Raw genomic sequence first — 12,304 nt, forward strand, 5'->3', positions numbered from 1 at the left:
CGTTCTCCTGAGGTTGCCTCCCCGGTCCTCCATCCCCCGTGTCCGCTTGGCTAGGGGTGGCCGGGATACGTTCCACTTCGATATCAGCCGCGTTGATGTTCGTTCGGGTGATTAAATATATCCGTAGCCGATGGGAGAATCGGCCTGCTTCTTCTCGATGACCGCGTTGACCACGCGGTCGAACAGGGTCTGGGTGCCCTTGTAGCCCAGCGTCAGGGTGCGCTGGCCGCCGAAGCGGTCGTGGATGGGGAAGCCCACGCGCACCAGGGGCACGTTCCATGCCTTGGCATAGCGGTAGCCCTTGGAGTGGCCCACCAGCAGGTCCGGGGCGAGCTCGCCCGCCTCGGCCGCAATGTCGTGGAAGTCCACGCCCTCGCGCACCTCGGGGGCCATGCGGGCCACGCCGTCGGTGACCTTGGCGATGGCCTCCTCCAGCCCCTTGCCGCGGGCGCCGGTCCCGGCCAGGACCACGTCCACGCCGATCTCGGACAGGAAGGCGCACAGGCCGACGACCAGGTCCTCCTCGCCGTAGACCACGGCGCGCTTGCCGAAGATGTACTTGTGGCCGTCCACATAGGCGTCCACCAGACGACCGCGCTCCAGCTCGTAGCGGCGCGGCATGGGCCTGCCGGAGATTGCCTCCAGGGTCTCGAAGAAACGGTCGGACTCGCGCAACCCCATGGGCAGGCCGATGCGGTGGTTGGCCACGCCGAAGCGCTCCTCCAGGCTGGTCCCGCCGGTCTTGGGGGGCAGGCAGCGGCCGAACTCGATGGTCCCGGCGGCAGCGCTCATGGTCTTGATCTCGCTGATCGGCGTGCCGCCCTCGGGAATCTTGACGTAGTCCTCCAGGGCCGGGCCATCCAGGGATTCGGAGATGTCGGGCAGGATGGTCGCCTTGATCCCGAAGTGGTCGCAGATGTCGCGCAGATGGCGGACGTCCTCGCAGGAGACCAGGCTGGGCAGGATGTTCACCCGGCCGTCGTCGGCCGCCTTTTCCAAGCAAAGCTGCTCCACCAGGGAGCGGACCGCGCCGTGCCAGCCGTCCATGTGCGTGCCGTTGTAGCTGGGGGTCGAGACCCGAACCAGATCGGGCAGATCGAGGTCGCCGAACTCCTTGTAGAACTCGTGGAAGTACATGGGCACGTCGTCGCCGATGGTCTCGGTCAGGCAGGTGGTGGCCACCCCGATGAGCTTCGGCTCGTACTTCTTCATGACGTTGAGGATGCCCTTCTTCAGGTTCGGGCCGCCGCCGTAGATGGCGTTCTTTTCGCCGAGAGCCGAGGAGGCGATGTCCACGGGCTCGCGGAAATGCGAGATGATATAGCGGCGCATGTAGGTGGCGCAGCCCTGGGAGCCGTGCAGGAAGGGAATGGCCCCTTCCACGCCCCGGAAGGCCAGGGAAGCCCCGAGCGGCGTGCACAGCTTGCAGGCGTTGGTCGTGGAAACAAAATTGGGCCTTGCGGTCTTGACCTTACTCATTGGCGGCCTCCTTCCGGGCTTCCTTGGCGAGATTGGCGCGGTTGGCGCGCCGGGGGGCGAACTGCCAGACCGGGGACATGGCCGAGGCGTGGATCTCGCGGGCGAAGTTGAGCATGCCCGCGAACCCTTCCAGGGCCTCCTTGCGCTCGTGGTTGTGGTCGCAGAACCCCACGCCCAGCTTGTAGGCGATGGGCCGTTCCTTGACCCCGCCCACGAACACGTCCACGTCCTTCTCCTTGATGAAGTGGGACAGTTCGAGCGGGTTGGCGTCGTCGATGATGACCGTGCCGGGATCGGTGATCTCGGCCAGCTCGGCGTAGTCCTCCTTGGTGCCGGTCTGGGAGCCGACCATGACGACCTGCATGCCCAGGTGGCGGAAGGCCTTGACCAGGGAGAACGCCTTGAAGGAACCGCCCACGTACATGGCGACCTTCTTGCCCTCCAGGTCCTTGCGGTAGCGGGCCAGCTCGGGCATGAGCTTGTTCAGTTCGTCGCGGACCAGGGCCTGGGTCCGCTCCACGATGCCGGGGTCCTTGTCCTTGAAGAAGTCGGCCACCTTATACAGGGAGTCGGCCATGTCCTCGATGCCGAGGTAGGAGACGCGCTTGTACGGGATGCCGAACTCCTCCTCCATCATCTTGGCCAGGTCCAGGGTCGCCCCGGAACACTGGACCAGGTTCAGGGCCGCGCCGTGGCAGCGGGCGATGTCGGCCACGCGGCCGTCACCGGTCACGTTGGCGACCACCTGGACGCCCATCTTCTCGAAGTACTCGCGGATGATCCAGATTTCGCCGGCAAGGTTGAAGTCGCCAAAAATATTGATGGAGACAGGCGAGACGTCGGACGTGTCGCCCTGGCCGATGAGCCGGAACATGGCCTTGCACGCGGCCAGGTACCCGGCCCGCTTGTTACCCTTGAACCCTTCGGACATGACCGGGAGCACCGGGATGCCCTTCTTCTCGGTCATCTTGCGGCAGACCGCTTCCATGTCGTCGCCGATGAGCCCCACGATGCAGGTGGAGTAGACAAAGGCGGCCTTGGGGGAATGCCGGTCGATGAGTTCGTCCAGGGCGGCTTCGAGCTTTTTCTCGCCGCCGAAGATCACGTCGGTCTCCTGCAGGTCCGTGGAAAAGGACAGCCGGTGAAGCTCCGGGCCGCTGGACAGCGAGCCGCGGATGTCCCAGGTGTAGACCGCGCAGCCGATGGGGCCGTGCACCAGGTGCAGGGCGTCGGCTATGGGATAAAGGACCACGCGGGAACCGCAGAACACGCAGGCGCGCTGGCTGACGGCGCCCGCCAGGGACTCGCGGTTGCAGGCGATGTCGATGGCGCCTTCGCCGGTCCGGTGGATCTGGTCCTGTCTTTCCTCGAGTATGGTCGAACTGGTCGTACTCATTATACTTCCCCTATATCGATAGATTACAGTCGGTTGCCCGGACGATGGGCGGTATATCCAAATCCGGGAGCCGGGGCCGCGTCCGGGTCTGCGAGGAGCATCAGCCTCCCCGCGCTGTCGGCCCTGGCCCACTCGGTGAGCCGGTGAATCAACAATTCGCCGAGGCCCTGGCCCCGCCAATCCTCACGGACAACCACATCTTCGATGAGGACGGCGGGACCGCCTTCAGCCACTTGGATCGTCAGCCGACCCGCGCACAAACCGACCACAGTCTTGTCGGCGACGCTCGCGATCAGGATGCGTCCCCGACCGTTTTTCAGCATCAGTTCCGGATCGCGCCGTTGCCCGTCCGTGCAGGCGGAACCCTCGCAAAACGAGGAGACCGAACCGAGCAGGGACACGAGACCGGGTAGGTCCGCGCGGGTTGCGGGGCGGATGACGACGGCTTCAGGCATGGGACTCTCGATTCCTTAGGAGGCCAGGTAGTCTTCGGCGGGTTCGCCGTCTTCCAGGCCGTCCAAAATTGCGTCGATCGCTTCTTCGGAATTCACGCCCTTGAACCACCAGTTCTCGGGCTGGATGACCATCATGGGACCGGATTCACACTGCTTCAGGCAGGTGGAACCGACCACCAGGGCGTCGAGGCCGCGATCCAAAATTTCTTCCTCCACGTACTGCAGGAATCCGTCGGTCTGCTTGTGGCAGATGCCTTTGGGGTCTCCGGCCGCGCGGAAGGACTGACAACAGATGATCATTCTCTCTGGGATAGCCATTTCCTTTACTCTCCTTCTGGTTACTTCTTGTTCTTCTTGCCTTTCTTACCGCCCCCGTAGAGCACATCCACGGTTCCCTCGATCTCGCCGTCCGTGATCAGGACGGACAGACCCTTGCGGCTCAAAATTTTTCTCGGGTTCTCGCCGGCGGAAGCGGTCAGCAGGACGAAGCAGTCACCCAGGGTGTCGGCCAGTCTCTCCCAGCGCTGGTTCCCGGCACCGGGTTCGGGCAGGTCGCGGACGCCCAGCAGGCAGGCCAAGCCGTCGCCGCGCGGGCCGTAGATCATGGCCTTGATGGCGTGGCCCAGATGCAGGTCGATATCCATGCCGGTGGAACTGACCACGGCCACGTTGGGCCGTTCCTTGGTGGGCTTGGGCAGGACCGAGACCGGGGCGCCCGGCTTGTCCGGGGCGTCCAGGCCGACCATGTTCTCGCCGCATTCGCTGAAGGCGGGCATGAGGTCGATATGCCGGGCAGCGCGGTCGCGGATCTCGGAGAGCAGTTCCATGTCGGTGGCCTGGGGCGCGTCCTCCACGCCCTCCTCGGGGTGGAACGGGACCACGGCCATGATGTCCGCGCCGAGCCCGGCCATGGTGGAGGCGATCTTCTCGACGTGCCCCGCGTTGTAGCCGGGGTACACGGTGGTGTTGACCTTGACGGTGACCCCCGCCTTCTTGAAGGCGGACACGGACCGGGCCTGGTCCGTGATCAGCAGCGCGACGGCCTCCTTGAGCGGCAGGGTCCGCTTGGCGGGCCGGATCCAGGCGTAGATGTTCTCGGCCACCTCGGGGTCCACGGCGTCCACGAGCACGGTGACGTGGGACAGGCCGATCTCGGCCAGCTCCTCGGCGTACTCGGCGCCGTTCATGCCCAACGTGGTCAGGCAGAGGGAAAGATCGGGATACTTCGCGCGGACCAGGCGCAGGGTGCGCAGGGTCAGGTCCGGGGAGGTCAGCGGGTCGCCGGGGCCGGTGATGCCCACGATGGAGATGGGCTTGTCCTGCTCCATGACGTGGTCGAGCCAGACCAGGGCCTCTTCGGGCATCATCGCCGGCTTGTTGCCGTTGCCGCCCGTGAAACGGACACGAGCGTTGGCGCGTGGGGCCACGGGCAGATGCAGGCGGCCCACGGTCTTGCGTGCGGTCATGCCGAAACAGGGATGGGAGGTGTTGTCAGCAATTGTGGACATGACGGTCTTCTTGGGTTGAGTGTTTGGTCCGGGGCGGAGGGGGAAGGACTCCGCCCCGGACCGGGTATGAACGCTACAGGACGAGCTCGAAGGTCGTCTCCGGATCGTCGCGGTCCTTACGATCCAGCAGCAGGCCCAGAATCTTCTCAAGAAGCCTGAGTCCACCCTTGTAGCCGACTGTCGGGAAGTACTGATGCCCCTGGCGGTCCAGGATGGGGAAGCCCCAGCGCAGCAGCGGAATGTCCTCGTCGCGCGAGATGTACTTGCCGTAGGTGTTGCCGATGAGCAGGTCGACCGGCTCGTTCTTGATCCACTGGTGCATGAGGAACATGTCACCCTTGGCCTTGACCTTGACCTCGAAGGGCTGGTCGGCGCAGATCTCCTTGATGCGGGCCTCGAACTTCTTGCCCGGGGTGCCGGTGACGACGTAGACGGGCTGCATGTCGAGGGAGACCAGGAACTCGCACATGGAGATAAGCTGGTCCGGGTCGCCCCAGATGGCCACGCGCTTGCCGTAGAAGTACTGGTGCATGTCGGAGATCATGTCCACGAGCTGGCCGCGCTCGAAGGCGACGGAGTCGGGGACGGAGACGCCGGCAACGGTGCGCAGCACGTCGATGAAGCGGTCGGTGGCGGCCAGGCCGAAGGGCATGTCCAGCACGGTGCACGGCACCTTGCACTTGGCGTCGAGCCAGCGGGCGGCATCTGCCGAGCACCACTCGCCCAGCGCCAGGGTGCCGAGAGCATCGCCGGTCTTCTTGAGCTCCTTGATGGTCACGCCGCCGTCGGGGAACATCTTGTATTCGCCGGTCAGGGGGGCGTTGAGCACGCCGTCGGTGTCCGGGAACAGGGTGATGTCCACGCCGACCATGGCGCACAGGCGCTTGATCTCGCCCATGTCGGAGGGCTCGACCCAGCCGGGGATGACGTTGACCTTGTGGGTCTTCTTCCCGGAGGGCTCGGCCAACTGGGCCATGGCCTTGACCATGTTCGAGAAGCCGGTCACGTGGGAGCCGACGTAGCTCGGGGTGGGCGCGCCGAGGCAGGTCTTGCCCTCGGGAACCTTGCCGCTCTTTCGGGCCTTGTCGAAGATCTGGTTCAGATCGTCGCCGATGGTCTCGGACAGGCAGGTGGTGTGCACCGCGATCACTTCGGGGTCGTAGACCGTGAAGATGTTGTCGATGGCCTGGATCAGGTTGGCATGGCCGCCGAACACGGAGGCGCCTTCGGTGAAGGACGAGGTCGCGGCGGAGATGGGCTCCTTGTAGTGCCTGGTCAGGGCCGAGCGGTGGTAGGCGCAGCAGCCCTGGGAGCCGTGGGAGTGCGGCAGGCAACCGTGGATGCCGAGCGAGGCGTACATGGCCCCGATGGGCTGGCACGTCTTGGCCGGGTTGACGGTGAGCGCCTTGCGCTCCTTGATTTCAACGGGTGTATGCTTCAGTAAAGCCATTGTATTCTCCTATTCCCAAACAAAGGTGGCGGTCAGTTCGGGGGATTCCTGCCAGGGGGCCTTCATGTAGGACCACACCTTGGAGGACACGAGCCGATCAATTTCCTTGTAGAAGTTGATGGCGCCCTTGAACCCGGCATACGGGCCGCCGGAGTCGTAGCTGTGCAGTTGCTTCATGGGCACGCCGAGCTTCTGGATGGAGAACTTCTCCTTGATGCCCGCGCAGAAGATGTCGGGCTTGAGCAGTTCGACCAGCTTGTCGGCCTCGTACTGGTTCAGGTCGTCGATGATCAGGGTGCCCTTGTCCATCTGGTCGTTCATGCCCTCGTAGTGCTTGAACTCGAAGCCGGCCTCTTCCAGGGCCTTGAACTCGTCCGCCGTCTTGCGCGGATTGTAGAGCTTCTCGTCGGCCTCGACCTCGATCTCCTCGATGTTGCGGGAGTCGGCGTCGGGCTTCAGCTCGGGGATGACCTGACGGCCTTCGTAGTCGTCGCGGTGGGCGAACTCGTAACCGGCGGACAGGGTCTTCATGCCCATCTCGGCAAAGAGGTCCTGGTAGTGATGGGCGCGGGAGCCGCCGACGAACAGCATGGCGGTCTTGCCCTCAGTATGCGGCAGGACCTTGGCGCGGGCGGCCTCGACCTCGGGCATCTCCTCGGCGATCACTGCCTCGACCCGGTCGATGAGCTCCTGGTCGCCGAAGTATTCGGCGATCTTGCGCAGGGACTTGGCCGTGGACTTGGAACCGATGAAGTTCACCTTGATCCAGGGAATGCCGTACTTGGTCTCAAGCATGTCGGCCACGTAGTTGATGGACCGGTGACACATGACGCAGTCGAGGTCGGCGTGCTGGGCGGAGGCGAACTGGTCGTAGGTCGAGTTGCCGGAGAAGGTCGAGATGTTGGTGATCCCGCACTTCTTGAAGATGCGGTCGATCTCGAAGCCGTCGCCGCCGATGTTGTACTCGCCGAGCAGGTTGATCTTGTACTTGCCTTCCTTGGGCTCCTCGTTCTCGCCGACCAGGTTGGTGAAGACCTGGTTGTTGGCGATGTGGTGGCCGGCGGACTGGGATACGCCCTTGTAGCCTTCGCAGGAAAAGGCGAAGACGTTGCAGTCGCCGAACTTCTCCTTCATCTTCCTGGACACGGCGTGGATATCGTCGCCGATCAGGCCCACCGGGCAGGTGGCGAAGACGCAGATGCCCTTGGGATGGAAGATGTCGTAGGCTTCCTGGATGGCCGCGGCGAGCTTCTTCTCACCGCCGAAGATGATGTCCTGGTCCTGCATGTCCGTGGAGAAACAGTAGGGCATGTAGTTCACGCCGTCCGAGCTCGCATCGGTCTGGTTGCGACGGGTGAGCCAGGAGTAGAATCCGCAGCCGATGGGGCCGTGGGTGATGTTCAGGATGTCGCGGGTCGGGCCCATGATAACGCCCTTGCAGCCCGCGTAGGTGCATCCGCGCATGGTGATGATGCCGGGGATGGTCCGGACGTTCGCCAGAATCTCGGGCGGCGCCTCGGCTTCCGTGGCTTCGTTGATCAATATCTGCTTGGCGCGCTTCCGGGCCACCTTGGGAGGATACTTCTTCAGAAGTTCTTCCTTGATGTCGGTAGGCATGAGCTGCACCACTTTCTTGGTCTTGGCCATTCTCAATACTCCTTACTATCGGCTAGGCTATGGCCTTTGCACCGGTTTCAGCGGTTCTGACGCGGACGGCATCGCCCACGGGAAGAACAAAGATCTTGCCGTCGCCCGGCTTGCCGGTCTTGTTGGCGGCGATGACGGCTTCGATGATGTCGTCGACCATGTCATCGGGGACCACTACCGTTACCATGCGCTTGGGATACAGCTTTCCTTTCTCGCCGAGCACTGCGGCGGCTTCCTCGTAGCCGCTCTCAGCGCCTTCGACGACGGCCGAGTTGACGAACCCCTTGCCTCGGCCCTCCGCCGCGTGGGCGAAGAAGGCGTCGACGCCGGCCGCGGTCAGGGCGGCCTTGGTCTGGTTCATCATGTTCATGCGCACGACTGCGATGACTTCCTTCATTAGGCGGCCTCCTCGCTGGCTGCGGCGGTCTCGTTCACGCCGGAGCTGATGGTGTAGACGTCCTCGACGTCGGAGACGAAGATCTTGCCGTCGCCGAACGCGCCCTTGGTGCCGGAGCGGGCGGCGTCCATGATGGTGGTGATCACGAAGTCCTTGTCCGCGGCGTTGACGACGCACATGAGCATGGTCTTGGGGATCTCGTCATAGGTGACCTCGCCGATCTTGATGCCGCGCTGCTTGCCGCGACCGGCCACGGAATATTTGGTGACGGCGGGGAAGCCGTTGTCCATCAGGGCGGCCAGGACAGTATCCGCCTTCTCGGGCCGCACAATTGCTCGTACCATGATCATCATTTTTGCTCTCTCCTATCTCTTCGTTATTAAAGGACTTTAATTGTTTTTTGTTTTCACATCCGCCATGTTTTTGGGCTGGTTGTCCCCTGTAGGCACGGAATTCTCTCGAATTCCGCGCCTGCCGGGGCCGCCGACCGGGCGAAATGTGGGGGAGAACTAGGCGGCTTCCATGATGCCGTAGTCCATGAGCAGTTGTTCCAGGTCTTCAATCTCGAGCGGGGTCGGGATGGTGAACATCTCGTTTTCGTCGATGGCCTTGGCCAGACCGCGGTATTCGTTGGCCTGCGGCACGGAGCCATCCCATTCAATGACGGTTTTGCGGTTGATCTCGGCGCGCTGCACGTCGTTGTCGCGGGGCACGAAGTAGATCATCTGGGTGCCCAGCTTGGCGGCCAGCTCGGTGATCAGTTCGGCTTCGCGGTCGGTGTTGCGGGAGTTGCAGATCAGGCCGCCCAGACGGACGCCGCCGGATTCCGCGTACTTCATGATGCCCTTGCAGATGTTGTTGGCCGCGTACATGGCCATCATCTCGCCGGAGCAGACGATGTAGATCTCCTGGGCCTTGCCGTCGCGGATAGGCATGGCGAAGCCGCCGCAGACAACGTCGCCGAGGACGTCGTAGAAGGCGTAGTCCAGACCCTCGGACTCCTCGTAGGCGCCGAGCGACTCAAGCATGTTGATGGAAGTGATGATGCCGCGACCGGCGCAACCGACACCGGGTTCCGGGCCGCCGGACTCAACACACCAGGTGCCGCCGAAACCGGGCTTGCGGATATCTTCGAGTTCCACGTCCTCGCCTTCTTCGCGAAGGGTGTCGAGCACGGACTTCTGCGCCAGGCCGCCGAGCAGGAGACGGGTGGAGTCGGCCTTGGGGTCGCAGCCGACGACCATGACCTTGCGGCCCATCTCGGCCAGACCGGCAACAGTGTTCTGCGTGGTGGTGGACTTTCCGATTCCGCCCTTTCCGTAAATTGCTACTTTCCTCATGATTTCTCCTCCATGGGTTTGTTTGCGTCGATGAAGCCCTTAAGGCAAGCGCCGTGCCAAACCCGCAACGACATTATAACAAGCTGTTTTCAAAGGAAAAACCAATATGACCACAACAGTGTAGCTTCCTACGAAAAGTGTAGGTTCGCACCACGAACGCAGACACAAGTGTCGCAACCTACAAAAGCGTAGGCAAATCTCTATCTTTTTCGTCAACAAATTTATGTAATGATATCGATATGATATACAAATAATGAGAATTGGCATCCTTCCTGCTCATGGAGAGGCAGCATCACCGCAACAATACTACAAGGACAAACCACATGTTGATCGACACCACACTCAGAGAAGGCGCACAGCTCTTCGGGGCCTACTTCTCCATGGAGGCGCGGAAGCGAATCGTCAGCGGCCTCCTGTCCATCGGCGTGGACGAGATCGAGCTCGGCTGGGTTGGCCAGGAGGGGCTGGACGAACTTATACAGAGTATGGGCAAGCGGCGCGGCCGCAGCGCCCTGTCCGCATGGTCGCCCTGCCGCGAGGCGGACATCCGCAAGGCCGCGTGCCTTGGGATCGACCGCATCAACATCGGCCTGCCCGTGTCAGACCTGCATATCGAAAACCGACTCGGGACCGACCGCGAGGGGCTTCTGGAACGCCTGGCCCGCACCGTGCTCGCGGCTCGGATCCTGGGCATGGAATATGTTTCCGTCGGCTTGGAGGACCTCTCCAGGGCCGATCCGGACTTCGCCCTGAAGGTGGCCGGACTGGCGCAGGACGTGGGCGCGTCCCGCGTGCGCCTGTCCGATTCACTGGGGCTGCTGACCCCGCCCAGGACGGCGGAACTGGTCACGATCTTCAAGAAGGAACTGGACATCGACCTGGCCGTGCACTGTCACGACGACTTCGGCATGGCCACGGGCAATGCGGTCACCGCCCTGTCGAGCGGCGCGGACTTCGCCGACGTCAGCCTGCTCGGCATCGGCGAACGGTCCGGCATCGCGGCCACCGAGGAGCTGGCCGCCTACCTGACACTCAAGGAGAACAGCCATGCGTACAAAGTTGAAGACCTTTGCGACCTCTGCCATTTCGTTTCTCAAGCTGCCGGGGTGCCGATTCCCCGAACCAAGGCGATCGCGGGCAAGGACATTTTCGCTTGCGAGTCCGGCCTTCACGCGCACGCCCTCAGCAAGTCGCCTGAGCTTTTCGAGCCCTTCGACCCCGGTCGCATCGGGGCGAACCGGATGGTCGCGGTTGGCGGAAAAAGTGGGCGAGCGGCGGTCGCCAACGCCCTTGCGGACCACGGCCTCGAACTTCCGGAGCAGGGCCTCCCGGCCCTTGTCGATGAAGTAAGAAAGCTGGCCTGGGAGCTGGAACGCCCCCTGACCGACAACGAACTCTCGAAGCTCGTCAAGAACTAGGAGGTCCCCGTGTTCAAGAAATTCCTGTACATCTGCCTGTGGCTCTGCGTCCTGTCCGGCACGGCCACCACGGCCACGCCGCCGAACGCCGCCCCCGCGGCCGCCGGGATCCAGGCCCGGACCACCCTCAACCCCTAGGGCCGGCATGGATTTTACGGTGCTTGCGATCACCGGCAAGCCGGCCCTGGCGGTCACGCCCCAGCCGCGCTGCCCGTGCTTGCCGCCCGTCAGCTACGCGATCCTGCTTTTCATCGGACGCCACGGCCTGGCCGGACGCCCCGCACACTCAAGTATTCCGGACGGCCGCCAATCCCGGCACCGCCCCGCCTTTCAAGACTCCAGGAGAGGTTTTCATGCAGACCATATCCACGCAGTACGGTGATTTGATTCCCCAATACACGGACGACAACCTCAGGAAACGGGAGATCCTGCCCGTGGAATACCACGCCTCGGGTACGGTCAAATCCGTCCCCCTGGAGAAGCAGACCCTGTTCTCCACTTCGGCCGGCGACATCCCGGGCGAATTGATTTCCTTCCACGAAAACGGGACCATCAACCGCATCTTCCCCCTGAACGGCAAGCTGTCGGGCTACTGGAGCCAGGATGACGAGGCCGGGCTGGCCAAGCCGCTCACCCTGACCACGCCCATCGGCCTGGTCCGGGCCAAGGTCCTGAGCGTCAGCTTCTACGACAACCGCAACCTGCGCAGCCTGACCCTGTGGCCGGGCGAGACTCTGTCCGTGCCCACCCCGGTCGGACCCGTGGAGGCGCGCATCGGGGTCAGCTTCACCCCGGAGGGCAAAGTCCGCTCGCTGGAACCGGCCAAACCCGTCACCGTGCCCACCCGTGCGGGCGAGATGACCGCGTACGACCCGGACGCCGTGGGCGTGAACGGGGACGCCAATTCGCTGGTGTTCGATGAGGACGGGAAGGTCCGCCAGGTGATCACCACCCTGACCAAGCTGACCGTGGTGCACCCGGACGGGCACACCCACTGCCATATCCCGGAGACCCGGGAGAGCCTGTGCAGCGAGGCGGAGCAGGAGGTGGTGCCCATGACCGTGACCTTCAGCGAGGACGAAGTGAGCGTCTCCACCGACCCGGACGTCGCGCCCCTGGTCCTGCCCAGGGAGGGACACGTTTTCTTTGCCGAGCCCCACCTGCCGCAACTGGCCAACCCCTTCGTGGAGTTGCACTGCTCGGTCTAGGCCTGG

General features: G+C 63.5%; 13 protein-coding genes. 3 read left to right on the plus strand and 10 right to left on the minus strand.

The features are described 5' to 3' along the window. Positions 1–111 precede the first annotated feature (111 nt). The 10 genes from V8V93_RS16860 to nifH all read right to left on the minus strand — a co-directional run bounded on the left by V8V93_RS16860 (position 112) and on the right by nifH (position 9,672). Complete coding sequence (locus tag V8V93_RS16860; RefSeq protein WP_338667786.1) at positions 112–1,479, minus strand: nitrogenase component 1; 1,368 nt, start codon at positions 1,477–1,479, stop codon at positions 112–114. After that, positions 1,472–2,875, minus strand: a complete 1,404-nt coding sequence (nifE, locus tag V8V93_RS16865; protein WP_338667787.1) for a nitrogenase iron-molybdenum cofactor biosynthesis protein NifE — start codon at positions 2,873–2,875, stop codon at positions 1,472–1,474. Before nifE ends, V8V93_RS16860 begins: the two co-directional genes overlap by 8 nt. A 23-nt stretch (positions 2,876–2,898) precedes the next feature. Beyond that, positions 2,899–3,330 carry a GNAT family N-acetyltransferase gene (locus V8V93_RS16870; RefSeq protein WP_338667788.1) on the minus strand — a complete coding sequence of 144 codons (432 nt, stop codon included), beginning with the start codon at positions 3,328–3,330 and terminating at the stop codon, positions 2,899–2,901. A 15-nt stretch (positions 3,331–3,345) separates the two neighbouring features. Continuing rightward, a complete protein-coding gene (locus V8V93_RS16875) occupies positions 3,346–3,648 on the minus strand; it encodes a (2Fe-2S) ferredoxin domain-containing protein (protein ID WP_338667789.1) in 303 nt (100 codons plus the stop codon). 20 nt (positions 3,649–3,668) lie between these two features. Next, positions 3,669–4,838 (minus strand): radical SAM protein, encoded by a 1,170-nt coding sequence (locus tag V8V93_RS16880; protein ID WP_338667790.1) that lies wholly within the window; start codon positions 4,836–4,838, stop codon positions 3,669–3,671. A 73-nt stretch (positions 4,839–4,911) separates the two neighbouring features. After that, entirely contained in the window at positions 4,912–6,288 is a 1,377-nt protein-coding gene (gene nifK, locus V8V93_RS16885) for a nitrogenase molybdenum-iron protein subunit beta (protein ID WP_338667791.1), read from the minus strand. Positions 6,289–6,297: 9 nt separating this feature from the next. After that, complete coding sequence (gene nifD, locus V8V93_RS16890; RefSeq protein WP_338667792.1) at positions 6,298–7,935, minus strand: nitrogenase molybdenum-iron protein alpha chain; 1,638 nt, start codon at positions 7,933–7,935, stop codon at positions 6,298–6,300. Between the two features lie 22 nt (positions 7,936–7,957). Beyond that, complete coding sequence (locus V8V93_RS16895) at positions 7,958–8,332, minus strand: P-II family nitrogen regulator (RefSeq protein WP_338667793.1); 375 nt, start codon at positions 8,330–8,332, stop codon at positions 7,958–7,960. After that, the gene (locus V8V93_RS16900) at positions 8,332–8,685 is read right to left on the minus strand and encodes a P-II family nitrogen regulator (RefSeq protein WP_338667794.1); all 354 of its coding nucleotides are present in this window, start codon (positions 8,683–8,685) and stop codon (positions 8,332–8,334) included. The genes V8V93_RS16895 and V8V93_RS16900 overlap by 1 nt, the downstream gene beginning before the upstream one ends. Before the next feature lie 156 nt (positions 8,686–8,841). Further along, positions 8,842–9,672, minus strand: a complete 831-nt coding sequence (gene nifH, locus V8V93_RS16905; protein ID WP_338667795.1) for a nitrogenase iron protein — start codon at positions 9,670–9,672, stop codon at positions 8,842–8,844. Positions 9,673–9,995: 323 nt separating this feature from the next. On the opposite strand from nifH, the gene V8V93_RS16910 reads away from it, so the two are divergent. From V8V93_RS16910 to V8V93_RS16920, 3 genes are all read left to right on the plus strand, one after another. Beyond that, positions 9,996–11,090 (plus strand): LeuA family protein, encoded by a 1,095-nt coding sequence (locus V8V93_RS16910; protein ID WP_338667796.1) that lies wholly within the window; start codon positions 9,996–9,998, stop codon positions 11,088–11,090. 9 nt (positions 11,091–11,099) lie between these two features. Continuing rightward, positions 11,100–11,228 (plus strand): hypothetical protein, encoded by a 129-nt coding sequence (locus V8V93_RS16915; protein ID WP_338667797.1) that lies wholly within the window; start codon positions 11,100–11,102, stop codon positions 11,226–11,228. A 215-nt stretch (positions 11,229–11,443) separates the two neighbouring features. Continuing rightward, positions 11,444–12,298: a hypothetical protein gene (locus V8V93_RS16920; RefSeq protein ID WP_338667798.1), complete on the plus strand. Its 855-nt coding sequence runs from the start codon at positions 11,444–11,446 to the stop codon at positions 12,296–12,298. The last annotated feature ends 6 nt before the right edge of the window (positions 12,299–12,304 follow it).

The sequence above is a fragment of the Pseudodesulfovibrio sp. 5S69 genome (genome assembly GCF_037094465.1).
Taxonomy (GTDB): Bacteria; Desulfobacterota; Desulfovibrionia; order Desulfovibrionales; family Desulfovibrionaceae; genus Pseudodesulfovibrio; species Pseudodesulfovibrio methanolicus.

Coding starts and splice junctions, on each gene's coding strand:
- V8V93_RS16860 (WP_338667786.1), bottom strand. CDS start 1,479: ATGAGTAAGGTCAAGACCGCAAGGCCCAATTTTGTTTCCACGACCAAC.
- nifE (WP_338667787.1), bottom strand. CDS start 2,875: ATGAGTACGACCAGTTCGACCATACTCGAGGAAAGACAGGACCAGATC.
- V8V93_RS16870 (WP_338667788.1), bottom strand. CDS start 3,330: ATGCCTGAAGCCGTCGTCATCCGCCCCGCAACCCGCGCGGACCTACCC.
- V8V93_RS16875 (WP_338667789.1), bottom strand. CDS start 3,648: ATGGCTATCCCAGAGAGAATGATCATCTGTTGTCAGTCCTTCCGCGCG.
- V8V93_RS16880 (WP_338667790.1), bottom strand. CDS start 4,838: ATGTCCACAATTGCTGACAACACCTCCCATCCCTGTTTCGGCATGACC.
- nifK (WP_338667791.1), bottom strand. CDS start 6,288: ATGGCTTTACTGAAGCATACACCCGTTGAAATCAAGGAGCGCAAGGCG.
- nifD (WP_338667792.1), bottom strand. CDS start 7,935: ATGGCCAAGACCAAGAAAGTGGTGCAGCTCATGCCTACCGACATCAAG.
- V8V93_RS16895 (WP_338667793.1), bottom strand. CDS start 8,332: ATGAAGGAAGTCATCGCAGTCGTGCGCATGAACATGATGAACCAGACC.
- V8V93_RS16900 (WP_338667794.1), bottom strand. CDS start 8,685: ATGATGATCATGGTACGAGCAATTGTGCGGCCCGAGAAGGCGGATACT.
- nifH (WP_338667795.1), bottom strand. CDS start 9,672: ATGAGGAAAGTAGCAATTTACGGAAAGGGCGGAATCGGAAAGTCCACC.
- V8V93_RS16910 (WP_338667796.1), top strand. CDS start 9,996: ATGTTGATCGACACCACACTCAGAGAAGGCGCACAGCTCTTCGGGGCC.
- V8V93_RS16920 (WP_338667798.1), top strand. CDS start 11,444: ATGCAGACCATATCCACGCAGTACGGTGATTTGATTCCCCAATACACG.